Annotated in this window: 21 protein-coding genes and 2 tRNA genes; 18 read left to right on the top strand and 5 right to left on the bottom strand. The window is 60.2% G+C overall.

What is annotated here, in order from left to right; translation table 11 throughout:
• Positions 1 to 30 precede the first annotated feature (30 nt).
• Both IZV00_RS11495 and IZV00_RS11490 read left to right on the top strand, forming a co-directional pair.
• Positions 31 to 390, top strand: coding sequence for a hypothetical protein (locus IZV00_RS11495; RefSeq protein ID WP_196224771.1), 360 nt, complete (start codon positions 31 to 33; stop codon positions 388 to 390).
• Positions 391 to 430: 40 nt separating this feature from the next.
• Positions 431 to 751, top strand: coding sequence for a hypothetical protein (locus IZV00_RS11490; RefSeq protein ID WP_196224770.1), 321 nt, complete (start codon positions 431 to 433; stop codon positions 749 to 751).
• Positions 752 to 1,582: 831 nt separating this feature from the next.
• On the opposite strand, the gene IZV00_RS11485 is transcribed toward IZV00_RS11490, so the two are convergent.
• On the bottom strand, positions 1,583 to 2,248 hold the full coding sequence (locus tag IZV00_RS11485) for a S24 family peptidase (RefSeq protein ID WP_443020047.1): 666 nt from the start codon (positions 2,246 to 2,248) through the stop codon (positions 1,583 to 1,585).
• 184 nt (positions 2,249 to 2,432) lie between these two features.
• Positions 2,433 to 2,759, bottom strand: coding sequence for a JAB domain-containing protein (locus tag IZV00_RS11480; protein ID WP_196224768.1), 327 nt, complete (start codon positions 2,757 to 2,759; stop codon positions 2,433 to 2,435).
• Positions 2,760 to 2,833: 74 nt separating this feature from the next.
• Between IZV00_RS11480 and IZV00_RS11475 the strand changes: the two genes are divergently transcribed.
• From IZV00_RS11475 to IZV00_RS11430, 10 genes are all read left to right on the top strand, one after another.
• Complete coding sequence (locus tag IZV00_RS11475; RefSeq protein WP_196224767.1) at positions 2,834 to 3,085, top strand: Arm DNA-binding domain-containing protein; 252 nt, start codon at positions 2,834 to 2,836, stop codon at positions 3,083 to 3,085.
• 57 nt (positions 3,086 to 3,142) lie between these two features.
• Entirely contained in the window at positions 3,143 to 3,649 is a 507-nt protein-coding gene (locus IZV00_RS21545) for a tyrosine-type recombinase/integrase (protein WP_443020082.1), read from the top strand.
• A 100-nt stretch (positions 3,650 to 3,749) separates the two neighbouring features.
• The gene (locus IZV00_RS11465) at positions 3,750 to 4,517 is read left to right on the top strand and encodes an enoyl-CoA hydratase-related protein (RefSeq protein ID WP_196224765.1); all 768 of its coding nucleotides are present in this window, start codon (positions 3,750 to 3,752) and stop codon (positions 4,515 to 4,517) included.
• A 204-nt stretch (positions 4,518 to 4,721) separates the two neighbouring features.
• Positions 4,722 to 5,888 (top strand): acyl-CoA dehydrogenase family protein, encoded by a 1,167-nt coding sequence (locus IZV00_RS11460; RefSeq protein WP_196224764.1) that lies wholly within the window; start codon positions 4,722 to 4,724, stop codon positions 5,886 to 5,888.
• Positions 5,889 to 6,465: 577 nt separating this feature from the next.
• Entirely contained in the window at positions 6,466 to 8,790 is a 2,325-nt protein-coding gene (locus tag IZV00_RS11455; RefSeq protein WP_196224763.1) for a TonB-dependent receptor, read from the top strand.
• A 164-nt stretch (positions 8,791 to 8,954) separates the two neighbouring features.
• Positions 8,955 to 9,914, top strand: a complete 960-nt coding sequence (locus IZV00_RS11450) for an NAD-dependent epimerase/dehydratase family protein (protein ID WP_196224762.1) — start codon at positions 8,955 to 8,957, stop codon at positions 9,912 to 9,914.
• A gap of 353 nt (positions 9,915 to 10,267) precedes the next feature.
• Entirely contained in the window at positions 10,268 to 13,789 is a 3,522-nt protein-coding gene (car, locus tag IZV00_RS11445; RefSeq protein WP_196224761.1) for a carboxylic acid reductase, read from the top strand.
• Positions 13,790 to 13,860: 71 nt separating this feature from the next.
• Positions 13,861 to 14,904 carry an NAD(P)-dependent alcohol dehydrogenase gene (locus tag IZV00_RS11440; protein WP_196224760.1) on the top strand — a complete coding sequence of 348 codons (1,044 nt, stop codon included), beginning with the start codon at positions 13,861 to 13,863 and terminating at the stop codon, positions 14,902 to 14,904.
• A gap of 77 nt (positions 14,905 to 14,981) precedes the next feature.
• The gene (locus IZV00_RS11435; RefSeq protein ID WP_196224759.1) at positions 14,982 to 16,238 is read left to right on the top strand and encodes an MFS transporter; all 1,257 of its coding nucleotides are present in this window, start codon (positions 14,982 to 14,984) and stop codon (positions 16,236 to 16,238) included.
• A 28-nt stretch (positions 16,239 to 16,266) separates the two neighbouring features.
• Positions 16,267 to 17,253, top strand: a complete 987-nt coding sequence (locus tag IZV00_RS11430) for a helix-turn-helix domain-containing protein (RefSeq protein ID WP_196224758.1) — start codon at positions 16,267 to 16,269, stop codon at positions 17,251 to 17,253.
• Between the two features lie 913 nt (positions 17,254 to 18,166).
• Here IZV00_RS11430 and IZV00_RS11425 read toward each other — a convergent pair.
• Positions 18,167 to 18,241: transfer RNA gene (locus IZV00_RS11425), tRNA-Gly, on the bottom strand.
• A 248-nt stretch (positions 18,242 to 18,489) separates the two neighbouring features.
• Here IZV00_RS11425 and paoA point away from each other — a divergent pair.
• The 5 genes from paoA (at position 18,490) to IZV00_RS11400 (ending at position 25,202) form a co-directional block, all read left to right on the top strand.
• The gene (gene paoA, locus IZV00_RS11420) at positions 18,490 to 19,125 is read left to right on the top strand and encodes an aldehyde dehydrogenase iron-sulfur subunit PaoA (protein WP_196224757.1); all 636 of its coding nucleotides are present in this window, start codon (positions 18,490 to 18,492) and stop codon (positions 19,123 to 19,125) included.
• Complete coding sequence (locus IZV00_RS11415; protein WP_196224756.1) at positions 19,122 to 20,078, top strand: FAD binding domain-containing protein; 957 nt, start codon at positions 19,122 to 19,124, stop codon at positions 20,076 to 20,078. The genes paoA and IZV00_RS11415 overlap by 4 nt, the downstream gene beginning before the upstream one ends.
• The gene (gene paoC, locus IZV00_RS11410) at positions 20,075 to 22,291 is read left to right on the top strand and encodes an aldehyde oxidoreductase molybdenum-binding subunit PaoC (RefSeq protein ID WP_196224755.1); all 2,217 of its coding nucleotides are present in this window, start codon (positions 20,075 to 20,077) and stop codon (positions 22,289 to 22,291) included. Before IZV00_RS11415 ends, paoC begins: the two co-directional genes overlap by 4 nt.
• Positions 22,292 to 22,346: 55 nt before the next feature.
• A complete protein-coding gene (locus tag IZV00_RS11405) occupies positions 22,347 to 24,359 on the top strand; it encodes a TonB-dependent receptor plug domain-containing protein (RefSeq protein ID WP_196224754.1) in 2,013 nt (670 codons plus the stop codon).
• Between the two features lie 81 nt (positions 24,360 to 24,440).
• A complete protein-coding gene (locus IZV00_RS11400) occupies positions 24,441 to 25,202 on the top strand; it encodes a Crp/Fnr family transcriptional regulator (RefSeq protein ID WP_196224753.1) in 762 nt (253 codons plus the stop codon).
• A 51-nt stretch (positions 25,203 to 25,253) separates the two neighbouring features.
• On the opposite strand, the gene IZV00_RS11395 is transcribed toward IZV00_RS11400, so the two are convergent.
• Together IZV00_RS11395 and IZV00_RS11390 are read right to left on the bottom strand one after the other, a co-directional pair.
• A complete protein-coding gene (locus IZV00_RS11395) occupies positions 25,254 to 26,135 on the bottom strand; it encodes a GGDEF domain-containing protein (RefSeq protein WP_230463189.1) in 882 nt (293 codons plus the stop codon).
• A 203-nt stretch (positions 26,136 to 26,338) separates the two neighbouring features.
• A tRNA-Thr gene (locus IZV00_RS11390) sits at positions 26,339 to 26,413 on the bottom strand.
• An 86-nt stretch (positions 26,414 to 26,499) separates the two neighbouring features.
• Here IZV00_RS11390 and IZV00_RS11385 point away from each other — a divergent pair.
• Positions 26,500 to 26,670 (top strand): hypothetical protein, encoded by a 171-nt coding sequence (locus tag IZV00_RS11385; RefSeq protein ID WP_196224751.1) that lies wholly within the window; start codon positions 26,500 to 26,502, stop codon positions 26,668 to 26,670.
• Position 26,671: the final 1 nt, after the last annotated feature.

Here is a 26,671-nt window from a genome sequence, read left to right as displayed (position 1 = left end):
CCTTGTCGAGAATTGGAATGGGAAACAGCGATGACGGATCCATTAAAACCATGGGATGGAGAACAGGTCCGCATATGGCTGGAGCGCCGGTTTGAGGCGTCAAGGCTGGATCAGGCGGCGGCGGACCGGCGCGGCCATGAGGCGCGCGACGATTATGACAAGGCCGCTGCCGAGGAGTGGGTTTGTCGCGCGCTCAGGCATGGCGATTGCACGCAGGAACAGGCCGCGTTCGCCGGGCGCCTCAAGGAGCTCATCGGCCAGGACGAATATCCGGCGACGAGCATCCATGACGATATACGGTTCGAGCGGCATGTCCGCAGTCACCTCAGGAAGCTGGCCAAGATGACCAAGGTGAATGAGGGGTTCGGGAAGACGCTGCACTATCAGTGAAAGGGGTGAAGTGCCGACATCTGCATGCTAGGGCCGTGCCATGTCCAATATCCGCAGCCATGGCGGCACAATCGAAATCGACGGATTCAAATATGACTGGGAACTGCTGAGCGAGCCCCAGCTATCCTCTGATGATGGGTGGAAGGGCATGACTGTCTCGTTGCGTCAGCAAGACATGCCGCGCGAGGCGGTACTGGAATTTCCCACGCCTAAGCGCTTGATGAAAGGATTGCCGAAAGGGCGTTCCCACATCAACGACACGATTGCCGCAAGGGGTGTGCGGGCGGCGTTATTGGCAGGATGGCATCCTGCATCACGAGGTAAGACGATGATTTTCACAGTCGATGCCAACGGCGACTAGGGGCGATAGTCAAAGCCATATGAACGGCCTACCCTACACTCCGCTCCGAACGCGTCAGTCCGAAATCGGCCTTCAATGTCCTGGAGGCCACCGTCTCTTGCGACCCGGCCTTAAGAATTTGCGACAAGAAATCAGCGCCTTAGCGGCTCAGTGTTGGTGGTTCGAACGAACTTTCTGGGCACCATTAAATTATCCTGTAATTTCAATAACTTAGATCGTTTGATGGTCTGCGTAAATACTGCCGACATTGCCGTAGCTTGTGGTCGCAGGTTACCGGTCACCATGGCGGGTGAGACCATTTCAACGCGATGATATACCGCGCTATAGGCCGGAATTCTCAGCCGCCCTTTTTGCCAGTCTGCGGAAACGATGCTCTCAACATTGATGGGAACAGGCCGATTTGTGGCCTGGTATCGACCGCAGATGACGTGATTGGTTAGCCCGAGCCCCAGCGGTCACGGCGAGAGCTATTAGCCATTTCGGATTCGACAGAGATTGCCCTCCCGCAGGCAGGAGGCGTAACGGGGAGTCGTGATGCGCCATACACATGAAACTCCAAAGGCTGACGGTCGCACGGCGTCGATACCGCTCCCATCCATTCATGTAACCAGCAAGACTGGAGTGAACGAGTGTGTTGCGGGCATCGCAAGAGTCCTCAATCAATGTCTGTGGATGCTGGACGAATTGGGTATGTCGCAGGCCGCGACGCATTTGAGCGCTTCGATTGAAGCCCTCCCGGGCCAAACCGCTGCTCCACCCGTGGACCTGTTGGACCTGCTCAACTGAGGGGCAAACTGCACCGGCATCTACCAGGCGATTAAATGCATGCCGTCAACGCAAGGCGCGCCCCACCCACACCACGCGGCCAACGATCGTAACCGTCTCCGGGTCCACATTCGTCCAGCTCGGATAGAGGGTGTTGTCGCTCAGGATGCTGAAGCTTCCGCGTCGAAGCCCCATAGCGATCCGCTTGACCAGAAGCGCATCATCGAGACGCAACACATAAATGCCGTCTCGCAACCGCGTGGTCGCATCGCTGTGGTCCACCATGATGTCGTCACCATGGCTCAACGTTGGGCTCATCGACTCTCCATCGACGCGAATGATCGACACATGAGGTGGATGAGCGCCGATTTGCCGGAGCAAGCGAGAGTCGATCGCGACGGCGTCCGTTGGCCGCTCCTCGACATCTAGCGCGCCATCGCCAGCCGAAGCGCCCAATGCCAGTCTCGGCACGGAGACGGATTTGGGTGGGCGAAGCGATGAGGCTGGCAAAGCGTGCGGCGACGGAAGGCCGCTTAGCAGATGTTCGGGAACGCCTAGATGGCGCGCAATGGTCTGACGGTCTTGCTCATCCAGGCGGCGAGGCGTTCCGCGTTTGATGAACTGCTGAATATAGGCGGCATTTTTCCCAATAAGGCGAGAAATATCGGAATAGCTCGCTCCGCTTTCCGAGATCGCCGCATCCAGGACCATGCGCGGATCGTTCATTGTCATATCGTGTCGATCAAAAATTCCCATTCCGTCCCTTAGTAAGTCGCTATTTGACTGAGGTAAAACCTTTCATGGGAAGCGGGAACGGCCGGAGGCGAGCCTTCTGCTACGGTTTGCACCCGGCACAATATTCCAGAGTTTAGCCAGGTCGGATTGCGGAGCAGCGGAATGCCGAGCTCGATGACATTCACATATAGCCCCGCTCGCGGAAGCTGAACGATCCGTTGGGGGAAACGATGATGTGATCGTGCACGCGAATGTCCAGCGCCTTGCAGACCGAGACAATCCTCCGCGTATAATCGATATCCTGTCTGCTGGGATTGGGATCACCCGAAGGATGATTATGGGAAAGAACAATGAAGGCGGATTCTAGAAGGAATGCCTGACGAACAATCTGCTGATACCGAACCTCCACCTGCGTGGCGGTTCCGAAATGGATCTTCTCGTCAATAAGGCTGCCGCTCCCTTGATCGAAAAAGAGGATGCGCATCTGTTCGGCTGTCAGCGCAGCCATGCGGATACACTGTCAGCTACACTCTGATCATGGTATTTTCATGGTATCCGGCAATTTGCCATTTCGGAGATGCAATGATGGCCCTCACAGTGACGGCAATAAATGCAGCAAAATCAAAAGATAGGCCCTACAAGCTGACCGGTGGCTTGGGCTTGTATCTTCTGGTCAAGGAGGCGGGCGGCCCGCTCTGGCGGATGAACTACAGCTTTCTCGGAAAACAGAAAACGCTCTCCTTCGGCAGCTGCCCCGAAGATGTCTCTCGCCAAGGCTCGCGAGAAGAGTACGGCGGCGCGAGAAGCGCTGGCAGGCGGGCAAGATCCGGCTGAAGTGCGGAAGGCAAGGTTCGCGAGGCAAAGGCCAAATCGGAAGAGACCTTCAAAGCGATCGCCGATGAATGGCTTGCCCGCCTAGAGATCGAAGGGCGCGCGCCCAAGACGCTCCAGAAGATGCGGTGGCTGCTCGACCTCGCCTATCCACTCATTGGCAACCGGCCCATCGCAGACCTCACTGCACCCAAACTGCTGGAAGCCCTCCGCACGGTTGAGGCGCGCGGGCGGTATGAGACGGCAAACCGCCTCCGCAGCACCTTCGGCACGATCTTTCGCTACGTGATTGTAACCAGGCGTGCGCAGCGGGACGTGGCCGTCGATCTTCGCGGTGCGCTGATCACGCCGAAGCCGCAACACCGAGCGGCAATCCTGGAACCCAAGGCGCTTGGCTGCCTCCTTCGCGCGGTTGAGGCCCATGACGGCCACATCATCGACGATATGCATCGCCATATCCATAAAATGCTCTTGCATATGGTACGCATCATTTCTACCATGGGGTTGTTGTGTCAGCATCCCCATGACGTTGGGGTATGTTACATGGTCGCAACGATGCCCTATTGATCGCGGCCGAGCCAGCGTTCTTGCCTGTAACCTTATATCTCGCGCGGGTATCGCTGCTCCCGAAACATAGAACCAGCGGATTGGCGGAAAGGATGCTGTCATGGCGCATGTCGAAGTGGGCAAAAACGGGCCGGTTACCACGATTGTGCTGAATCGGCCGAAATCCCACAATGCGCTGACGCCTGACATGCATCATGATCTGGAGTGCGCCTTCAACGCATTCGCGCAGGACAGCGGCGCGATGATCGCCGTCGTCACCGGAGCGGGGGATCGCGCCTTCTGCGCCGGTAGCGATCTGACATATGACGTATTGAACACGTCTTACCCGGCTCATGGCTATGCCGGCATGGTCGAGCGTTTCGATCTGGCCAAGCCCGTGATCGCCGCCGTCAACGGCTATGCCCTGGGCGGCGGATTCGAACTGGCTCTCGCGTGCGATATCATCATCGCATCGGACAACGCAACGTTCGGCCTACCCGAACCATTGGCAGGCATGGTGGCATTGGGAGGCGGTTTGCATCGCCTTGCCCGTCAGACCGGGTTGAAGCAGGCGGCTGGCCTGATCCTGACGTCGCGCTCGATCAGCGCCGCCGAAGGACATCGGCTGGGCTTTATCAACGAGGTTGTGGCACGCGGCGCGCTGCAATCGACCGTGGATCAATACTGCGCCGACATCCTGCGCGGCTCGCCGGCGGCGATCCAGGCATCCAAACAGACGCTTATGCGCGGACTGGACGAAGGATCCATCGCGCAAGCGATGCAACGGCAGGCGAGCTATCCGGAATTTGCCCGTTGGCGGACCAGCAAGGACGCGCAGGAAGGCCCACGCGCGTTCGCGGAAAAACGTGCCCCACGATGGGAATCATGATGGCGATCGACAGTCGCTCGGCTCAATAGCCAGCATCGTCGAACGCTGCGAAGGTCCCGGTCTTATCGCCAATCAGGACCACGCCCCTTTCGTGCGTGGAGATATCACCTGGCGCAGAAAACCATTTTGTCATTCGATATCACAACCAGATAAATGACATATGTCAGAATATGAGCCTTTAGAAGACGAGAGGAGGATGCCGATATGGATTTCGACCTTAACGAAACGCAGCGCACCATTATCGAAAGCGTGGGCAAGATATGCGCCGACTTCGATGACGAATATTGGACGGAACGCGAGCAGACCAAGACTTATCCTTATGAATTTCATGCGGCGATGGCGGATGGCGGCTGGCTTGGCATCACCATGCCAGAGAGTCTGGGAGGCGCGGGCCTGGGTGTTATGGAAGCGGCGCTGATGATGCATACGGTGGCGTCGAGTTCGGGCACCTATTCCGCTGCCTCGACCATCCACCTCAACCTGTTCGGGCCGCATGCGATCGTCGTTCACGGTACGCCGGAACAGCAGCAGCGTTGGCTTGAGCCGCTCATCAAAGGGCGGCAACGCGCGTGTTTCGGCGTTACCGAACCGGACGCCGGGCTGGACACCACCAGCATGAAGACTTTCGCATCGAAAGTGGATGGCGGCTATCGGGTCAACGGGCGAAAGATATGGACGTCTTCGGGACAAATCGCCGACAAGGTGCTGCTGATCGCGCGCACCACGCCGAAAGAGGATTGCGCGCGCCCGACAGACGGCATCAGCCTGTTCTATACCGATCTCGACCGCAATCGCGCGGAAGTCCGCCGCATCCCCAAAATGGGGCGCAATGCGGTCGATTCCAACGCGGTCTTCTACGACGATTATTTCGTGCCTGCGGACGACCTGATCGGGGAAGAAGGAAAGGGCTTTTATTATATTCTGGACAGCATCAACCCCGAACGGGTGCTGGTCGGCATAGAAGCGACGGCGATCGGCCAGAATGCCCTACGGCGGGCGACCGACTATGCGCGTGACCGAGTGGTGTTCGGCCGCCCGATCGGCAAGAATCAGGGCATCCAGCATCCGCTCGCCCAAAACTGGATTGAGTTGCAGACTGCCTACTGGGCCTGCCTTCACGCGGCATGGCTATATGATCAGGGGCGTTCCTGCGGGGCGGAATGCAACATGGCCAAATATCTGGGCGGAAAATATGGGCATGAAGCGACGATCCGTGCCGTGATGGTGCATGGTGGCATGGGATATGCCACCGAATATCAGGTGGAGCGCCTGTATCGCGAATCCATCCTGGCGCGCATATCCCCCGTGACGGAAGAACTGATGCTGAGTTTCATCGCCGAACGTGTTCTAAAATTGCCCAAATCCTACTGACCCGGCGTTCGATGCACGGCACGGGACTGACCATTTGTTCTTCGTGCTTTAGTCCGGCCCCGCAGGAGTTCCGGGAATAGCTACTCTGGACGCGGCGACCCGTTCGGAGTGGCAGCCACCGGCAAGGGCGGCCACCGCGCAAAGCGTTTTCTTCGATGATCCCAAACATGGGGCCTTCTCGCTGCGTCAGCAGGCGGGAAAGGCGAAGTCTTGCGTGCCGCCACCCCCGCCGGGCGCCGTTCAGAGCCTCTGCTATGCATTTCGGAGCAATTGCGCGGCCATCCAATACGCTCAGCCTTGCTAGGCCGGACACATATGATACGCATACTATCCATTACCAGATCATACTGGCAAAGCATTTGGGCAGAAATCTTATAGTTACCGAAACGACTATTATACAATCTGTGACATGCAGGTTGAAATTGCCGAATGTTACAGTTCCGAAAATATAGAATATAATCATATAATATTACTCGGTAAATTCGATTGCTTCCTCCGATACGCATCTAAAAAACAATATCATTTGGGAGAAGAGAAAATGCCTGGCATAAACAAGGAGCCATTGCGCCTTTTATTGGTGACTTTCGCGTCCGTCACCGCATTGAGCGCGGCGGCTACGGCCAACGCACAACAACACAGCCCGGGATATAATGTCGAGGACATCATCGTCACGGCGCGGAAGCGCGATGAGTCCCTGCTTTCCGTTCCCGTGGTGGTGTCCGCCGTCGGCGCAGCGGAAATTGATCGCCGAGCAATCAATGGGCTCGATGCCGTCGCCCGCATCGTTCCCGGCCTGATCATCGGCGAAGGCGGCGGCACGGCGCAGGGTGGCAATGTCGTCATCCGCGGCATCAGCGGCGCGGACACCAACACTTTCGCCGAACAGGCCGTTTCCTTCAACGTCGATGGCGTACAGATCGCCCGCGCCACCGTGCGGCGGCTGGGTCAGTTCGACGCCCAGCAGGTGGAAGTTCTCAAAGGACCGCAAACCCTGTTCTTTGGCAAAAACAGTCCTGGCGGCGTCATTTCCATCCGCTCTGCGGACCCCACCGACCGGCTGGAAGCCAAATTGCAGGGTGGCTACGAATTCAACGCACATGAATTTCGGGGGGAGGGATTTATTTCCGGCCCGATCGCCGACGGGCTTGGCGTGCGCCTTGCCGCCTACGGATCCCATCTGCGGGGGTGGATCAAGAACGAAGTGCCGGACAGTTCTCCCTTTCAGCCCGATCATGAGTGGGGTCCGCAAAGTCGGGAATATGCCGGCCGTCTGACCTTGAAATATGACAAGGGCGGCGATTTCAACGCCAGGCTCAAACTGAGCTACAGCCGGATGAAAGGCGATGCCGCAACCTGGAATTTTCAGTTGATCGATTGTCCGCTCGGCGCGCCGCAACCCCTGAGCTTCGCGACGCCCGACAATTGCACCCGCGATGACAAGACCTATGTCGGAGACGACAATGGCGCGTTCGTCAGCGTGGACCCAAGGTTGAAAAGCGGCAAGTCCTTTATGAAGCTGAATCAGTTTCTGGGCAGTCTGGAGATGAACTACAGCCCTTCAGACGAGATAACGGTGACATCGGTAACCGGGTTATATAACTCGGAATGGTCTTCATCGGGTAATTTCACCCAATCCTACAATCCCGCGACTTTGTTCACCAGCTACTTCGATCCGCTGAAATTTCGCGAATGGAGCGAGGAAATCCGCGTCAGGAGTGATTTCGACAGTCCGGTCAATTTCATGTTCGGCGGCTTCGCGCAGGATTCATCAAGCGTGGTAGATCAACTCGGCTTGCTCAACACCAATGCGCCGATCGCCGCGCTGCGCTATCATTACGAGCAGGAAGGACGGGCATATTCCGCCTTTGGACAATTGCTCTGGAAGGTTGTTCCGACATTCGAACTGTCGCTTGGCGGGCGCTATTCCTACGAACGCAAGACGATGAAGCTGGCGCAGATCGGCCCTGGCACATCGGCGGTCCTGGTCACGGTGCTGCCCGCCCAGCCCAAGCTCACATTCAATGATTTTTCGCCGGAGCTGACCGCGACGTGGCGTCCGTCCGACAATCTGACGGTGTTCGGGTCCTACCGCCGGGGATTCCTGTCGGGTGGCTTCAATGCCGGCGGGGAACAGTTCGACAATATCTATCGCCCCCAAACGACGAAGGGATTCGAGGCCGGCGTCAAGGCGCGCTTGCTGGATGGCGCGCTGCGCACGAATTTGTCGGTCTATAATTACAAGGTCGACGATCTTCAGACCACCGTCACCGTACAGGGCGTAATATCCGAACTGCGCAACGCCGCAGAGGCGCGCGTCAAAGGGATCGAGTTCGACGTCAACTATCGCACACCGATAGAGGGCCTCTCGCTGACCGGCGCTCTCGCCTATACCCATGCCCGCTATCTGGATTACATCGCAAGCTGCTATCGCGGCCAACCCACGCCCGATTGCCGGGACCGCATCAGCCCGATCACGGGGCAATTGGCACTATCTCAGGACCTGGCCGGACGGCAAATGCTACGCGCGCCGGACTGGAGCGGCAACGCCGGCTTCCTGTTCGAACGTCCAGTCGGTTCGTCATTCAAACTGGGACTGAGCGGCGACATGAGCTTCACCAGCGGATATTTCACCGATCCGACGCTGAAACCCAAAAGCCGGGAAAACAGCTTCCAGCTTTTCAACGCCGCTGTGCGCATCGCCGATGCCGAGGACCGCTGGGAAGTCGCCCTGATCGGCAACAACCTGACCGATAAATATTATTTTGTCCGGTCGTCCGATCGCCCTTTCACTGGAACCAGCCCGGGCGGCAGTCCGGATACGAGCATATTGGCCGACACCATCGCGCCGCTCAGCCGCGGCCGGGAGGTATTTCTGCGCTTCACGGTTCGCTACGGCCAATGAAGGTAGTGGGCGATGCTGTAATCGTCGATATCTGACAATCGTTATATATTTTTCAGCTCCCCCCGGAGTACTGAGGCTCTGTTCCGTCCGGTTGGCGCGGAACGGGGCCTCATTTTATGTTCAAACATGATAGTTGAAACGCTTGCGACCGAAGGGATGAGGTAATGAATATTCTGGTGTTCGGCGCGACCGGCTATATCGGCAGCCACATTGTCCGGCATCTGTCGCAACATGGGCATCGGGTAAGCGGGTTCGTCCGCGATGCCGGGTCGAAGAACAGCGTCTCGCAACTTGGCGGCATTCCGGTCATCGGCGATCTCGACGATCCGGCGGATCTGCACCGGCTTCTGGCGGATCAACAGGTTGTCATCTGGGCCGCGCAGTTGATGCTGGAAGACGAACATCGCGTTACCCGGAAGATGCTCGACCTGCTCGACGACGGAAGCGACCGCTGCTTTCTGTTCACCAGCGGCACCAGCCTGATGTCGATACCGACCAATGGCTATTGGGACGAGCGCAATTATGCGGAAGATGACATGTTCAAACCGTGCGCCCAGATCGCGCCGCGGCTGGAAATAGAGACAATGGTGCGCCGTGCGGGCACCGGCACATTGCGCACGATGGTAATTCGCCCGCCGATGGTCTGGGGCAATGGCGGGTGTCGCATCATCGCCGACTTCTACCATTCGGCCCGGGAAACCGGCGACGTCTGTCATATCGGGCCGGGCCTCAACGTCTATTCCAATGTGCATGTCGATGATCTGGCCGAACTCTATCGCCTGGCTATCGAGCGTGGCCGACAGGGCGGACTATATTTCGCCGTGTCGGGCGAAACCTCGTTTGGTGTCATGGCGCGTGCGATCGCAGACGCGCTACAGGTTTCGACCCGCGCGATCAGCATCGAGGAAGGGACGCAGATCTGGGACCGTTTCATGGCGCGGATCGTGCTATGTTCATGCAGCCGACAACGTTCTCCCCGCGCACGCGAAGAGTTGGGATGGAAGCCGGCCGTCGACCGTCTCGACATTCTGGGCGAATGCCGCAATCCGGCATATCGGCAAGCGGCCGAGCGCTTTCTGCCATCCTGGGTCCGACCAGTTGGCGACATAAGCAGAGCGAAATAACCACTATAATGCGCATCCGGCCGTCCGCCTGGGAGGGTGCTTGAGACTCGCAGAGAGCGGATGCGCGCAGATAAATGACGGAGGGACCGATCCGGTTCCTGCTGCCAAACCTCTCTTGTGCCGCCCTTTGGAACTGCCGCCATGATTGCCCTTACAAATGCCCCGGTCCACGCCGGAGCATTTGCGATGTATTTCGGAGCAAATGCTCCAGTGATGGGCCGTCATCCATCTTTCGCGCACAGCGCAACATGATAGCTTGGTTCCAACAATATTATGAGCCAATTGCGAGAGGATTGACGGGCATGACCGTTGCAGGATTGTTCGGCGCGAGAGCAGAAAGAGATCATCAGAGAATGATCGAGTTGTCGCAGAAAGATCCAGAACTGAAGCTATTGATTCCCGACGGTGATATCGCTCGTTACAATCAGGAACCCGGACGCAGTTATCAACAGATCATTGCGCGTGTTCTTGGTGGATATGGAGATAGACCTGCATTCGCCGTTCGCGATTACACTATTGAAATAGATCCCGCCAGAGGCAAGCGGGTCCGTCGCTATCTCCCGTCTTTCCGCAAGATCAGCTACGACAGCGTGCGCGAACAGGTCGAAGCCATCGCCGCCGCCTGGCAGAACAGCCCGGACCATAAAGTCGTCGCGGGCGCGTTCGTCGCCTCGATCGCTTTCACCGGTGCGGAGCTGAACGTCACCGACCTGGCCACCGTCTATGTCGGCGGCATCAGCGTCCCGCTCCAGGCCAATCTCTCCCGGGCCGAGATGATGGAGATCATGGCGGACGTCGCGCCCGTCACCCTGATCATCAGCTATGAAAATCTGTCGATCGGGATCGACTATGCGCTTCAACAGCACAGCGTCAAAAGCGTCATCATCATCGATGCCGAACCGGACGACGAGGAAGAGGGCGCAGCCCTTGCCGCCGCGCGAACCCGGCTGGAGACGGTGGACGGCGGGCGTATCACCATGGCGACCTTTGCCGAACTGGTCGAAATGGGGCGGGCGTTCCCCTATGTCGCGCCCACCCCGCCGGACGATCCGAGCCAGGCGCTGAGCATGATCTGCTATACCTCCGGCAGCACGGGAACCCCGAAAGGCGCGCTGGCGCATGAAGCCATCTGCACGCAGTTCTGGAACAGGATTCCGGTTCAACGGCCGACGGTGACGCTCGCCTATGCGCCGATGAATCATTTCATGGGCCGTATCCAGGTGCATTTCGGCCTCGCCCAGGGCGGCACGGTGTATTTTTCGCTGAAAAGCGACCTATCCACCCTGCTGACCGATATACGGCTGGCCCGTCCCACCCAGTTGATCTTCATGCCGCGCTTCGCCGAGCTGACCTATCAGCATTATCTGTCGGAAGTGCAGCGCCTGGTGCTTGAGGGCGTGACGGAAGCCGAAGCAGACCGCCAGGTGCGCGCCGATATGAAGGCGGCCTATCTGGGCGACCGCCTGATTTTCGGCGCCGTCGGCAGCTCCCCCACAGCGCCTGAAGTGCGCGCGTTCATGAGCGAATGTTTCGATATCCAGTTGGTGAATGGTTATGGCAGTACGGAGCAGGGCACAGGAACGGTTGCGGCGGACGGCAACGTCAACTGGAACTTCGTAATCGACTATAAGCTGCGCGATGTCCCCGAACTGGGCTATTACACAACGGATAAGCCATATCCACGCGGAGAACTGGTCAGCAAGACCCACTATCAGATCAAGGGCTATTTCAAGCGGCCCGATGCCACGGCTTCGATCTTCGACGAGGATGGCTATGTGCTGACCGGCGACATTGTCGAGCAGCATAGCCGGGATCATATCGAGTGGCTGGACCGGCGCAACAACGTGATCAAGCTGTCACAGGCTGAGTTCGTGGCCATCGGACCGCTCGAAGCGCAGTATCTCGCCAATAATCCCTTGTTCGGCCAGATGTATCTCTATGGCAGTTCCTATCGTGCCTTCCTGCTTGCGGTGGTGGTTCCCGACGTCGATTATGCCACGTCTCAGTTGGGCCACGCGCCAGACGATGAGGAACTGCATGCGATGGTGCTGGACCAGTTGCAGACGATCGCGCGCCAGGCAGGTCTCAAATCGTTCGAGGTTCCCCGCGATGTCCTGATCGATCGCGAGCCATTCACTTACGAAAACGGGCTGCTCACCAGCGCACGCAAACCGTCCCGCCCCAACCTGAAGCGACGCTATGCCGACCGGCTGGAAGCGATGTATCAGGACATGGATCGCAAACAGCAGCAGGAACTGGCCCAATTGCGCGCTGATGGTGCGGGTACGTCGACACTCGACCGGGTGTCCGGCGCGATCAAGGCCAATCTGGGGTTGGCAAAGGTCGATCCCGAAAGCGATCGATCCTATCGCGACTTGGGGGGAGATTCGCTCGGGGCCGCCGCACTCTCCGCCTTGCTGGAGGAGATGTTCGGGCTGAATGTGCCGGTCAGCCTGATCCTGAACCCGGCAGGCAGCGTCATGCGCCTCGCCCAGTTCATCGATCGGTCGAACGCCGGGGACAGCAACATGCCCAGCTTCGCCTCGGTCCATGGCGAAGCGCCCGAAACCGTCCGATCCGCCGACCTTACGCTCGACCGCTTTTTCGACGCGAGGGCGCTCGCCACCTTCGGTGACGCGGCGATGCCCGCGGAGGATACGGGCACCGTCCTTCTCACCGGGGCAACCGGCTTTCTAGGCCGGTTCCTGTGCCTCGATTGGATGGAGTGGCTGGCGCCCCGTGGCGGCAAGGTTATCTGCATCGTCCGCGCACGCGACGCCCAGGACGCGCGCAACCGGATCGATGCGGCCATCGGCACTCATGACCTTGCGCTTGCCAGCCGGTTCGCGGAGCTTGCCGAACAGCATCTGGAGGTCATAGCGGGCGACCTGTCGGCGCCCGGCCTCGGCCTTGACGCAGAGCTGTTCGCCCGATTGGTCCGGGAGGTCGATCGGGTCGTTCACTGCGGCGCCCTCGTCAACCACGTCCTGTCATACCAGAATTTGTTCGAACCCAATGTGATCGGGACGGCCGAACTGATCCGGCTGGCGCTGACCGGGCGGCAAAAGCCGTTCGATTTCATTTCGACCGTGGGCGTGCCGATGCTCAGTCCCGACATGGCCCGCGCGGACGAAGATGCGGACCCGCGTGAGGCGATCCCCGAACTACCGATCCGGAACATCTATGCGATGGGCTACGCCGCGAGCAAATGGGCCTGCGAAGTTCTGTTGCGCGAAGCCCATGATCTGTTCGGCCTGCCGGTAAACATCTTTCGGCCGGACATGATCTTGGCCCATAGCCGGTTCCGGGGTCAGATCAACGTGCCGGACATGTTCACCCGGCTGTTGTTCAGCATAGTGGAAACAGGGCTGGCGCCGCGGTCCTTCTATCGGGCAAACCCGGACGGCAGCCGGGCGCAGGCGCATTATGACGGCCTGCCCGTCGACTTCGTTTCCGGCGCCATTCACCATGTAGGCAGGACCAGCCGATCCGGCTTTCATAACTATAATGTCGTCAACACCAATGAGGATGACGGCATATCGCTCGATACGATCATCGATTGGGTCACGACCGCCGGCTATCGGGTCAGCCATATCGACGATCATGGCGAGTGGAATCGTCGGCTGGCGGAAAAGCTGCGGCAATTGCCCGAAGAGAAGCGTCAGCGGTCTTCGCTCGATATCCTCCACAGCTTTGCCCAACCCTATGATGCCCGGCCCGAACGACTGCACAGCCGCAATTTCGAGGCGGCGGTCGCAACCAGCGCGATCGGCCCGGGAGTGGTTCAGCTGAGCGAGGCGTTCATTCACAAATATCTGGATGATATGGTCGCCCAAGGCTTGCTCGAACGACAGGTTGTGCTTGAAAATATCTGACTGTTGTCAGATATCTCTTGCGAAAGAACAAACAATATTCCGCCGTCGGGCGTTCAAGGAGAGAAAGACACGTGGTCCAGTCCACCGGCTATGCCGCCCAGTCGGCAGGGGCGTATCTCGTCCCCATCGCATTCGCACGCCGTCCTCCCGGACCCAATGACATCGTCTTGGACATAACCCATTGCGGCATCTGCCATTCGGACCTTCACGCGATGGACGACGATCTCGGAAACACCACCTTCCCCGTGGTTCCGGGGCATGAGATCGTCGGTGTGGTCACCGCGACCGGAGACGCCGTCACACGCTTCAGGGTCGGGGACAGGGCGGCCATCGGCTGCTACATCGACAGTTGCCGCGTATGCGACCCCTGCCTGACCGACCGTCAGCAAATGTGTGCGTCGATGATCCCGTCGTTCAATGGCGTCGAAAGAGATGGCGAGCACCGGACCTGGGGCGGCTTTTCCACCAACTATGTCGCCAACGAAGATTATGCGCTCAAGATCCCCGACGCGCTCGACAGCGCGCATGCGGCGCCGATCCTGTGCGCAGGCATCACGGTCTGGTCGCCGCTGCAGAAATGGGGCGTGGGCCCCGGTAAGAAGGTGGGTATCGTCGGTTTGGGCGGCCTTGGTCACGTGGCGGTGAAACTCGCGGTGGCGCTGGGTGCGGAGGTCACGGTCTTCACCACGTCGGAACGCAAGGTCGCCGACGCCAGACGTTTGGGTGCGCACAACGCGATCATCTCCAGCGACGAAGCCGCCATGACCGCCGCCTTCGGCACGCTCGACTTCATTCTGGATACCGTTTCGGCCCAGCACGACATCAACGGCTATATTGCCGCGCTGAAACCGGAGGGCACATTATGCCTTCTGGGGATCGGTCCCGGCGGCCTTGAAATCGCGAACATGTCCGTCGTCTTCGGGCAGAAATGCATCGCGGGTTCTTTGATAGGCGGACTGAACCAGACCCAGGCGGTCATAGATTTCTGCGCCGCGAACAATGTCCTGCCGGAAATCGAACTGGTCCCGGCGGGACAAATCAACCAGGCGCTGGACCGTCTGCGACGCAATGACGTCCATTATCGCTTCGTGGTCGACATGCGGGCCGAAGACTGACGGGCCAGCCGGGCGACGGGGGAATATGTGCCAATCCCGGCACAATGGGGACGCAAACCAAGGCAAGAGGAGAGGATATGGCGCAGGAAACAGCCACCGGGAGCTTCGGCATGCGAAGCGCCTCTGCGCCATTTCTGGGCTGGCGGATGGTCGCGATCGCCTTTCTCGCTCAAAATTGCGCGGTCGGATTGTGCTACGGCAGCTATGGGCCGCTGATCGAAACGCTCCAGGCGGAATTTCATACCAGCCGCACGTTGGCGGCATCGGGGCTGAGTGCGCTGTCGTTGGTCATGGGCCTGTGTTCACCCATGGTGGGCGCACTGACGCATGGTTTTTCGTTGCGACTGCTCATGATGATCGGCGCGATCGGCAACGCGGCCGGTTTTTTCCTGCTATCGATGGCCGGGTCGATCGAAATGGTCCTGGCCATCTTCGGCTTGATCATCGGACCCAGCGTCTGCCTGCTCGGCGTGGTGCCGACCTCGACACTGATCAGTAACTGGTTCCTCTTGGCCCGCGGGCGGGCGCTCGGCATCATCAACACCTCCTTTTTCATAGTTCTTGCTCCCATTGCGACGGCGACGATCCTTCAGACGCTGGGCATCAGGGCGGTATTCCTGTCCATCGCCCTGATCTTTGTTACGCTGCTGCCCGTACTCGCCTTCGTCGTCACCCGGCCTGAAGATGTCGGCCAGACCCAATGGGGGCAGGATCAGGCGGCTATCGCGCCCGCACCACGACCCGAAAAAGCCGCGTCATCCCGGGAAATCATGACCAGCAAGCCATTCTGGGTGCTGGGCATCATAATCGGCCTGTTGACCGCAGCCGGCATCATGATGATGACTCATCTGGTGCCGATGGCGCAATCCATGGGCATCGGACTTGAATCGGCCTCCCTGTTGCTGTCCATCTACGGCATGGCAGGCGTGCTTGGCGCCCTTCTGTTCGGCTGGCTGGCGGATCGAGTCGGGGGGCGCCTTGCCATCGCCATCCAAGCCTTTGCGTGGATCGTCCCATGGCTCCTGCTCCTTGCGGTTGACGGCGATTTCGTGACGATGCTGCTGCTGTCGATCTGGATCGGCCTTTGTTCAGGTTCCGTCGTGGTGCTGCTGGGCGTCACCATGGGGCAGTGGATGGGGCAGGCGAATTTCGGCCGCGCGATGGGCCTCGTCTATTTCATCAAAATTCCGTTCATGTTCGTGGCCGGGCCGCTGGGCGGCTTCATATTCGACATGACGGGCAGCTATCGCTGGGCGATCATCCTGCATGCGACGACTTTCCTGGGAGTGGGTCTGGCCGCCTTGCTCTATCGTCCCCGGCAAAACTATGGCTGAATATTGGCCCCACAACCCATTCGGGACCGTGCCCGACCCGTGCAGTGACCGGGAAAAGGGCGAGGACGGCCATGGCCCGTTCGATCGCGCGCGCATCGATTTCCGTGTGCTGGATTCACTGACCCTGTTGTCCGAATGCGAACCGGGACGGCGGATTTATCTGGACCATTCGACGCGTCCGGTGATGCACCTTATCCTGGCAGGGAAGGCGACGGTCCAGGACCGGGACGTCACCCTCGATGTCTCGGCCGGAGACGTGATCCTGGCGCTGTATGGCGATGCCCACAGCATATCAGCACCGGCAGGCGAGACGATGACCGCAACGACGTTGAAGTGGCCCCGGCAGGCGCCATGGAATCCCCCCTATCACCCTCCCCCGCCCGATGCCGTGACGACGATCCTGAGCTTCAATATCGAATTGAATTACCTGCATCCGACCGCGCGGGCGATCCGGATCTTTCCGTCGCTGTGGACTCATCGGCAACAGGAAGACGGCGGCATATCAAGAGCCTTGGCGCTGGACCTGTCCCAGATCCGCGCTATCTGCTTCGGCCCCGGCGCGCCCAACGTCCTCAACAATCTCGCCAGCCTGCTGTTCGCCCATGCCATGCGGTGCATGTATCGGCGCATCTGGCGGGACCGCGAAGAACAGTTGCCGGTGGAATGGACGAGAAGGATCGGCGCGGCGATCGCGGCGATGGAGGATCATCCCGACCACCCCTGGACCGTGAAGGAACTGGCGCATTATATCGGCAGTTCGCGATCGAGCTTTGCCGCGGCGTTCAAGGAAGCGGTAGGAGAAACGCCCTATTCCTACCTGCGGCGTTTTCGCATGGAGAGGGCGCAGCAACTGGTGGAGGAAAGCACCCTGTCCGTGCAGGAAATTGCGCGGCGGCTGGGATATCCGTTGCCCTCGTCCTTTTCCCGCGCCTACGCCTCCTATTTCGGCGCCGCCCCGAAACTCATTCGCGAAAACCGGCGCGGCAAGGGTATGGCGGAGGTACGTCACCACTAATGACGGCATATATATAAAGGACGGACTCTGTCAGACCATATGGCGAGCGGGTCCGTGGTGACGAAGCTGAGAGAGATGATTATAGCGGGAGGCTGATAGATGGCCCTGTTGCAACGGCCGTCGATCCTACCCCTTTAGTAAGCACTGCATCTACTGCGGCGTCAATGGACGCGCGGTCCAATATGTCGGACATAGCGGACATTGCCACCAGGCTGAGCGCATTCATATCATGTCCGGTATCTGAAAGCTGAAAACATCTCATGAGCGGTGGAGAAAGGGGCGTGACACGAAGCTCGCCTGATGCTGGCGATCCTCACCTGCTTATACGGAAGCGGTTCACCGCAGATATGCGGCGAGTTACGTAAACAAAACATTTGACCTAAAGATGAACTCAATTTGATGGTATTGCCGAGTTGTAAGAATAAAAATTGCGTCTTATTTTTAACGCTTGCGCCATTAATTCGATGCCCTTCCGCACCATTCACTCACTGAAAAATAACAATTTTGCAGCGTCGAGAAATGCTGTTCGATCCTCTGTGTAATTTTGGTGTAATTGGATCAGATGGGCAGTGTGATGCGCTGCTCGAGGTTGTCGATGGCAGCAGCAATATGTTCGCCATTTGCATGAGCATAGCGCGCCACGATAGCTAGGGTTTTATCCGTTCGTAGCGATCGCCATGGCTCTGACTGTCCTCAGAGCACCGGGAAAGCGGTGACGGAGATGTCGGATTCGACCTCGAAGACAGATGCCTCTCGACAAGTTGTGGAGTGGGCTCCTGTAATAATTCCCACGACCCGTTACCCCAACATCACAGACAGTCTCCACTGGGGAGCGCGCATTGTGTAGTGGCTTTTTGGGGCAATGTTGCCGTGCAAGACAGTTCTTCGACGGTCTTGCACCATGTTGTAAATCTGGAGCGGGCGAAGGGATTCGAACCCTCGACCCCAACCTTGGCAAGGTTGTGCTCTACCCCTGAGCTACGCCCGCTCTGGCGGCCGGAGGAAGTCCCTCTCGGCGGGTGAGGCGGGCAACTAGCAGCGGTTGGGGAGGTCGGCAAGGGAGAATTTGGCCCCAACCCAAATTTATCTCGCTGGCGGACTTTCCTGCCCCGGAGGAATGACTGTGCTTGGCTGCGGAAGGCGCGGGCCCTATCTGAGTGACGCCGCATCTTTTCTGACCGTGGCGGATCATCCGGGAATATGCTTCGTATTGGCTACGGCAGGAGGAAGGACGATATGGAGCCAGATGATCTCACTCGCCGTGCCGTGCTGCAAGGCGGGGGCGCGGCGATGGCGGTTCCGGCCGTGGTGGATGCAAAAACCGGAGCGATGCGCGTGCCTGAATCCAATGAGGGAAGACACATGACCACCGTGGAGCTGACCGTGAACGGCCGTCAGGTGCATCTGCAACTCGATCCGCGCACGACATTGCTGGACGCTCTGCGTGAGCATCTGCACCTCACCGGGACCAAGAAGGGCTGCGACCATGGCCAATGTGGCGCCTGCACGGTGATTGTCGAGGGCCAGCGGATCAATAGCTGCCTGACGCTGGCCGTCATGCATGAAGGCGAAACCGTAACGACGATCGAGGGGCTCGGCACGCCGGAAAAGCTCCATCCGATGCAGCAGGCCTTCATTACGCATGACGGCTATCAATGCGGTTACTGCACGCCCGGACAAATCTGTTCCGCTGTCGCCGTGCTGGGCGAGATCAAGGCGGGTATTCCCAGCCACGTGACCGATGATCTGGAGCAGGTCGCCTTCTCGGACGCGGAATTGCGCGAGCGGATGAGCGGCAATATCTGCCGTTGCGCCGCCTATCCCAACATCATCGCCGCCATTCGTGATGTGGCCGGGGAGGACAAGGCGTGAGGCCCTTCACCTACAGCCGGGCCGCCAGCGTCGAAGATGCCGTGAAAGCCGCTGCGGATACGAAGGGCGCGCGCTTCATTGCAGGGGGCACCAATTTGCTCGACCTCATGAAGTTGCAGATCGAAACGCCTTCGCATCTGATCGACGTCAATCATCTCGGCCTCGATCGGATCGAGCGGACGGCCGAAGGCGGCTTGCGGATCGGGGCGATGGTCCGCAACACGGCGCTCGCGGCGGACAAAATGGTGCGGCGCGACTATGCAGTGCTCAGCCGTGCGCTGCTTGCAGGCGCATCGGGCCAATTGCGCAACAAGGCAACGACTGCCGGAAACCTGCTCCAGCGCACCCGCTGTCCCTATTTTTACGACATACGCATGCCCTGCAACAAAAGGAAACCGGGCAGCGGATGTGGAGCGTTGAAGGGGATCAGCCGCAGTCTGGCGATCATCGGCACTAGCGACGCCTGCATCGCGCAGCACCCTTCCGACATGGCCGTGGCAATGCGATTGCTGGATGCGACAGTGGATGCGGTGGCCCCGGACGGGACGCGCCGTTCCATTCCCATAGCCGATTTCCACCTCCTGCCGGGGGATACGCCGCATGTCGAAAACGCGCTTCAGCCGGGCGAACTCATAACGTCGGTAACATTGCCCCGGCCGATTGGCGGCACCCATGTCTATCGCAAGGTGCGGGATCGCCATTCCTACGCCTTTGCCCTTGTTTCCGTGGCGGCAGTGTTCGACGAGGATGGCGGCGCCCGCTTCGCCTTTGGCGGCATAGCGCCCAAGCCATGGCGCGTCGCGGCGGCTGATGCAGCGGCCAAGGCTGGCCCCGCTGCGGTCGCGGAAGCCGCGTTGGCAGGCGCCCGGCCCACCGATCAGAACGCGTTCAAACAGCAACTGACGGCCAGGACGCTGGCATCCCTCTTCCGGCAGAAGGAGGCGCGGCCATGAAGTTCGACAAGCCCGCTACCATCAATCCCATCGATCGCGGCCGTGTGGTCGGGATTGCGCATGATCGGATCGACGGAGCGGCAAAGGTCACGGGCACCGCACCCTACGCCTATGAACGGCATGATGCCGCACCCCATGCCGCCTATGGCTGGATTGTCGGCTCGGCAATCGCAAAGGGCAAGATCGACGCCATGGACCTGCGCGCCGCTCAATCTGCACCGGGCGTTCTGGCTATCGTCACGCATCAAAATGCCGGGCCGTTGGCAAAGGGCGGGAAGAATACCGCTCATCTGCTGGGCGGACCCCTGATCGAACATTATGATCAGGCGGTGGCGTTGATCGTCGCCGATACGTTCGAAAATGCTCGCGACGCCGCCCGGCTGCTGCGCATCGAATACAGTCCGGAAAAGGGGCGTTACGATCTCGCTACCGAACGCGGGAATGCCATCGTGCCGGAAGAGGGATTCGGCGGCCCAGCCGAAACGCGCGCGGGGGATTTCGACGCTGGTTTCGCCAGCGCGGCGGTAAAGATCGACCAAAGCTACACGACGCCTGACCAAAGCCATGCGATGATGGAACCCCATGCGACCACGGCGGCATGGAATGGCGACCAGCTGACCTTGTGGACATCCAACCAGATGGTCGCCTGGACCGTTGAGGACATGGCGGCGACGCTGAAGATCCCGAAGGAAAAGGTCCGGGTCGTCTCCCCTTATATCGGCGGTGGATTCGGCGCCAAGCTGTTCCTGCGCGCCGACGCCCTGCTGGCGGCTCTGGGCGCACGGATGGCGGGTCGGCCGGTCAAGGTGGCCCTCGCCCGACCGCAGGTGCCCAACAATACCACCCACCGCGCCGCGACCATTCAGCGCATCCGCATCGGCGCGGACAAGGATGGCGTCATCGACGCGATCGCTCATGAAGTCTGGTCCGGCGACTTGCCCGGCGGTGGTCCGGAGCTTGCGGCGCAACAGACGCGGTTGCTCTATCGCGGTGCCAATCGGCTGACCGCGCACCGGTTGGCGGCACTGGACCTGCCCGAAGCCAATGCGATGCGCGCTCCGGGTGAAGCCGTGGGCCTGCTGGCGCTGGAAGTCGCCATGGATGAACTGGCCGAAGCCTGTGACATCGACCCGGTCGAGCTGCGCATCCGCAACGATGTGCAATATGATCCGGAAGCAGGGCTGCAGCGCCCCTTTTCCAGCCGCAAATTCATCGAATGCCTGCGTCAGGGTGCGGAACGCTTCGGATGGGAAAAGCGTCATCCGCAGCCCGGCCAGGTTCGGGACGGCCGCTGGCTGATCGGCATGGGCATGGCCGCCGCTTTCCGTAACAATCTCGTCGCGCCCTCCGGCGCGCGGGTCGGCGTGGACCGGCGCGGCCATGTCGTCGTGGAAACCGACATGACGGATATCGGCACCGGCAGCTACACCATCCTCGCGCAGACGGCGGCGGAAATGCTGGGCGTGCCGATCGAGGCGGTTACGGTGCGTCTGGGCGACAGCCGCTTTCCCATATCGGCCGGATCGGGCGGCCAGTTCGGCGCGAACAGCGCAACCGCAGGACTCTATGCCGCCTGCGTCGCCTTGCGGACAAAGCTCGCCGACAAGGCTGGCTTCCCGGCGGACGACGTCATTTTCGAAGATGGGCTGGTGCGATTTGGCAATCAGTCGCAGCCCATCGGCAGCCTCGCGGAAGAGGGCGGCCTGTGGGCGGAGGACCGGATCACCTTCGGCAAATTGACCAAAGACTATGCGCAGGCGACCTTTGGCGCGCATTTCTGCGAAGTCGGGGTAGATATAGACACGGCGGAAGTGCGGGTCAGGCGAATGGGCGGCGCGTTCGCGGCGGGCCGCATCCTCAATCCAAAATCGGCCCGCAGCCAGGTCATCGGCGCCATGACAATGGGCGTGGGCGCGGCGCTGATGGAGGCGTTGCATGTCGACACGCGCTTTGGCTTCTTCGTCAACCATGACATGGCGGAATATGTTGTCCCCGTGCATGCCGACATTCCCGAGCAGGATGTGCTCTTCATCGATGAACTGGACGATAAATCCTCTCCGATGAAGGCCAAGGGCGTGGGCGAACTCGGCATCTGCGGCGCTGGCGCGGCGGTTGCCAATGCCATCTATAACGCCACGGGAATCCGCCTGCGTGACTATCCGCTCACCATCGACAAGCTGCTGGCCGGGCGGGCGGGGTCGGCGCTCGCCTGACGCTGGCCGCGCGGCGTCATTGTAAGGAGGAGGGCGCACCGCTATCAGCGGCGCCATGAAAGCTGCGTACCTTTGCCTGTTGCCTGCATTGCTGCCCTCTGCCGCGCTCGCCCAACCGGCGGCGTCTGACAAAGCGGAGGCGCGCATCGTCATCACGGGAGCGGGCTTGCCCCTGCCGCCTGGCACGCCTGCCTATGGGTCGGTGGAGATCGAACGGCAACGCCTGCTAAACAGTGCGTCAGGCAGGATCGAAAGCATTCTGACCGATGTGGCCGGGTTCCAGCAGTTTCGCCGATCCGACAGCCGGTCGGCAAACCCCTCGGCCCAAGGGGCGAGCTTGCGCGCATTGGGCGGCAATGCGTCCAGCCGTACCCTGGTGCTCTTGGACGGCGTGCCGATGGCCGACCCGTTTTTCGGCTACATCCCTTTCAGCGCGCTGGTGCCGGATCGGCTTTCCGGCGTCCGGGTGACGCGGGGCGGCGGCGTCGGCGCTTTCGGATCGGGCGCGGTCGCAGGGACCATCGAACTGGCAAGCGCCACGCGCGAACAATTGCCCATGATGTCCGCCAGCGCCCTTTATGGCAGTCGCGATGCAACCGAACTGTCCGCCAGCCTCACGCCTGATCTTGGCGGCGGCTTCGTCTCCCTTTCCGGCCGTTGGGACAGGGGAGATGGTTTCCAAACCACGCCATCGGACCAGCGCGTTTCAGCGACGGTTCCTGCCGCCTATGATAGTTGGTCGGCCAATCTGCGCGCCGTGGTTCCGGTTTCCGCCAATGAGGAGTTGCAATTCCGCACGACATTGTTCCACGACGATCGGACGCTTCGCTTTCGTGGCGCGGACAGTGTGAGCGAAGGACAGGATGCAAGCATCCGCTATGTGTCGCGCGGCCGGTGGCAGGTCGACGCCCTTGCCTATGTTCAGGCGCGCAACTTTTCGAACATCGTGATTTCCTCCAATCCGCCTTTCCGCAAGACGCTGAATCAGCGGAACACGCCTTCCACCGGCCTTGGTGGCAAAGTCGAACTGCGGCCGCCGGTTGGCCCGGACCATCTGCTGCGCATCGGTGTGGACAGCCGTTTTGCCAGCGGCGACATGTTTGAGGATGCCTACAGCGCCATCACCGGATTGGTCACCGCGCGCCGCCATGCGGGGGGGCGACAACTCACCACGGGCATGTTCGCTGAAGACGACTGGACGCTGGGTCGCCTTGTCCTGACCGGAGGGGTGCGAGCCGACCGCTGGACGATCAATAACGGCTTCTTCCGCGCGGCGGGTGTTGGCGCGACCGACCGGGAATTTGAGAACCGCTCCGACTGGCAGATGTCGGGCCGGGCCGGGCTACTATGGCATGCCGGTGAGGGCATTGCCCTGCGCGGCGCGGCCTATACCGGCTTCCGCCTGCCGACGCTGAATGAGCTTTACCGGCCTTTCTTCGTCGGGTCGGTCAGGACGCAGGCCAATGACGCTCTGACGCCGGAGAAGCTGAAGGGGATCGAGGCTGGGGTCGACATCAGCCCCGTCAAAGGCATGACCTTGTCGGCAACCGCCTTCTATAACCGGCTGGACGACGCCATCGCCAACGTCACGAAAGACACCAATCTGCGCAAGCGGGAAAATGTCGATGCCATCGTCGCCAAGGGGGTGGAACTGACCGCTGTCGGCCAGATAGGCCCGATCTTCCTGTCCGCCTCCTATGCTTATAGCCATAGCGTCGTTCATGCGCCAGGCAGCCTGTTCGACGGCCTTTCCCCCGCCCAGACGCCTCGCCACGCCGCCAGCACGACATTGGCCTGGCAGCCGCAGCGCGGACCCAGCCTGTCCGCCACCCTGCGTTATGTCTCCGCTCAATATGAAGACGATCTTCATGTCGATCGCCTGCCGGGCGCCGTGACGGCCGACGCCGTCGCCCGCTTGCCGATCGGGCATGGCGTCCAATTGATCCTGCGCGGCGAAAATCTGTTCGATGAAGATGTCGTAACCCGCCGCGTGACGACCCCCGCAGGAGTGTCGGAGGATATTGGCGCGCCGCGCACATTATGGATCGGATTGACGCTGAACCGTTGAATCTCGCGCTTCTTGCTCCACTTTAAAGAGGGCAGGCGCGCGCTTTGCTAGAGCGGCCGGAACGATCCGATCCGAGGCTCCGTGCACGCAATTTTCGCTGATTCTTCTTCGCCATCTTTTTCGACAGCCCGACTGGCTGAATTTCGATCGCCCAGCCCGGCGGAACTCGAAATCTTCTCCAGCCTCGCAGGCCCGGTTCAGCAGGTCGCGCGCAACCGGACGATACGGCGGGAGGGGGATACACCCCAATCAATCTATATGCTGCTGGAAGGCTGGGCGATCAGCAGCATGACGCTGGCCGATGGCGGGCGGCAGATATTGAAGGTGCATCTGCCCGGCGATATTCTCGGCACGCCCAGCATGGCGCTCGACCGGGCGGCGGAGACTTTGACGGCGCTCACGCCCGTTAAGCTGCGGTCGATCAGCCTGTCGGCATTTGGCAGCCTTTTCACCCGCGCGCCGCACATGGCGGCCCTCATGTTCCTCAGCGTACAGCAGGAACGCGTCATGCTGATGGACAGGCTCTGCTCGATCGGCCGTACTTCGGCCGAAAGCCGCCTCGCCGATTTTCTGGTTCACCTGCATGGCCGCCTGAATGTGGTTCATCCGGGCACCGGGCCGCGTTTCGAACATCCGCTGACGCAGGAACAGATTGGCGACGTCATCGGCCTTACCGCCGTCCATGTGAACCGCGTCTTCCGCACGCTGGAGGACAAGGGACTCATTCTGCGGGACGGTCATATGATCGAACTGCTCAACGTCCCGGGCTTGCGCAAACTCAGCGGCGTACCGACCCGAACACTCGCGCAGGATTTGAGTTGGCTGCCAAAGCCACTACCCTGACCTGCGCTCGTCACACTTCGGGAAGAGACGGGGACACGGCAGCACAGCCGGTCATGCCATCAGGATCAGGTTCCGTCCCTGCGCCTTGGCCCGGTATAGCGCCGCATCGGCGTCATTGAGCGCATCTGACCATTCCGCACCCTCGCTGACCAGAGCAACGCCCGCCGAAAAGGTGATGGCCCCCATCGGCTCATCCGTGTCGCGCAGCCTGAAGGCCCGTTGGCCTAGGTCGCGCCGAGCTGTATCCAGCAATTCCACGGCCTGTTCTGGCGCCAATCCCTGCACGATCACCAGGAATTCCTCGCCGCCCCAGCGGCCCACTAGTTGCCCGCCGCAGCTTTCGACCAGGGAAGTTGCGACCATCTTCAGCACCCGGTCGCCGACCGAATGGCCATATTGGTCGTTGACGCGCTTGAAATGATCGACGTCGCAGATCGCGACGACAAAGGAGAGCTTTCCGCCTTTCAGCCGGTCCATCGCCGTCTCCAGCGCCCGTCGGTTAAACAGGCCGGTCAACGCATCAAGGTTCGCATCATGGCGCGCGGTGTCGAGTTCCTGCCTCAGGACTTCCACCTCCCTCGCCGCTGCGGCAAGGTCCTGCTCGGCCCGCAAGGAGCGTTCGATCATGTCGGAAATGACAAGGCCCACGCCAGCGACGTCCTTGTCCGCCAGCTTTTCATAACCGATGTTGAGGTCCCGGTTGAAATCCCCGGTTCGTTCCGCCGCGCTGTTCGCGACTTCGGCCAACCGCAGGAGCTGATGCCGGGTCTGGTTTCTCAGTGCGTCGGCGTTATGGGCTCCACCCTGACCGCCAAAGCTGCCGAGACAGCGCACGAAGATGTCGTCCGCCTGCTGCTGGCTCATCCTGATGCCGCCGTCCGTGGCATCGTTGACGGCTTTCGACAGCGGCTCGTTCGTGCCGTTTTTCAGCACGTAGCCCATAGCGTAATTTTGCGGCGTAGGCGCAAGGCTTTGACGCTGAAGAAACGCCAAGACCTCGTGCGCAACGGCTTGTTGCTCGCGCACCTAAAATTCCCCCCGGATTTCCCGATTCCCCGCAGGCCAAATAATATGGATTAAATTACGTAACAATAATCAAAAATAGGCGAGCATTACTGCTCCAGCCGGTCGGGAAATGGTGCTGCCGGCGAGGATTGAACTCGCGACCTCAGCCTTACCAAGGATGCGCTCTACCACTGAGCTACGGCAGCACTTTCACCATCCCGCAGAGCCTTTCGGGCTGCGGAGCCGGGCCTATGGCCGCGCGCGTCCTGCTTGTCAAGGCGGGTTGCGGCCGATGCCCCAATTTGCTTATGGCGCGGCGATGACCAGTGGACAGGACGATCGCAAGGCACGGCTGGCGCAGGCGCTGCGCGACAATTTGCGCCGCCGCAAGGCGCAGGCGCGGGAGGAGGCGGGCCGCGCCACGCCGTCACCAGCCAACCCGAAAAATCAGCCCGACGAATAGG

The organism is Sphingobium sp. Cam5-1 (genome assembly GCF_015693305.1).
In the GTDB taxonomy this organism is placed as follows: Bacteria; Pseudomonadota; Alphaproteobacteria; order Sphingomonadales; family Sphingomonadaceae; genus Sphingobium.
This window is presented reverse-complemented; position numbering and strand designations above follow the sequence as displayed.

Coding starts and splice junctions, on each gene's coding strand:
- IZV00_RS11405 (WP_196224754.1), top strand. CDS start 22,347: ATGAAAGCTGCGTACCTTTGCCTGTTGCCTGCATTGCTGCCCTCTGCC.
- IZV00_RS11480 (WP_196224768.1), bottom strand. CDS start 2,759: ATGGCTGCGCTGACAGCCGAACAGATGCGCATCCTCTTTTTCGATCAA.
- paoA (WP_196224757.1), top strand. CDS start 18,490: ATGGAGCCAGATGATCTCACTCGCCGTGCCGTGCTGCAAGGCGGGGGC.
- IZV00_RS11495 (WP_196224771.1), top strand. CDS start 31: ATGACGGATCCATTAAAACCATGGGATGGAGAACAGGTCCGCATATGG.
- IZV00_RS11450 (WP_196224762.1), top strand. CDS start 8,955: ATGAATATTCTGGTGTTCGGCGCGACCGGCTATATCGGCAGCCACATT.
- car (WP_196224761.1), top strand. CDS start 10,268: ATGATCGAGTTGTCGCAGAAAGATCCAGAACTGAAGCTATTGATTCCC.
- IZV00_RS11475 (WP_196224767.1), top strand. CDS start 2,834: ATGATGGCCCTCACAGTGACGGCAATAAATGCAGCAAAATCAAAAGAT.
- IZV00_RS11385 (WP_196224751.1), top strand. CDS start 26,500: ATGCCCCAATTTGCTTATGGCGCGGCGATGACCAGTGGACAGGACGAT.
- IZV00_RS11465 (WP_196224765.1), top strand. CDS start 3,750: ATGGCGCATGTCGAAGTGGGCAAAAACGGGCCGGTTACCACGATTGTG.
- IZV00_RS11485 (WP_443020047.1), bottom strand. CDS start 2,248: ATGACAATGAACGATCCGCGCATGGTCCTGGATGCGGCGATCTCGGAA.
- IZV00_RS11490 (WP_196224770.1), top strand. CDS start 431: ATGTCCAATATCCGCAGCCATGGCGGCACAATCGAAATCGACGGATTC.
- IZV00_RS11460 (WP_196224764.1), top strand. CDS start 4,722: ATGGATTTCGACCTTAACGAAACGCAGCGCACCATTATCGAAAGCGTG.
- IZV00_RS11435 (WP_196224759.1), top strand. CDS start 14,982: ATGGCGCAGGAAACAGCCACCGGGAGCTTCGGCATGCGAAGCGCCTCT.
- paoC (WP_196224755.1), top strand. CDS start 20,075: ATGAAGTTCGACAAGCCCGCTACCATCAATCCCATCGATCGCGGCCGT.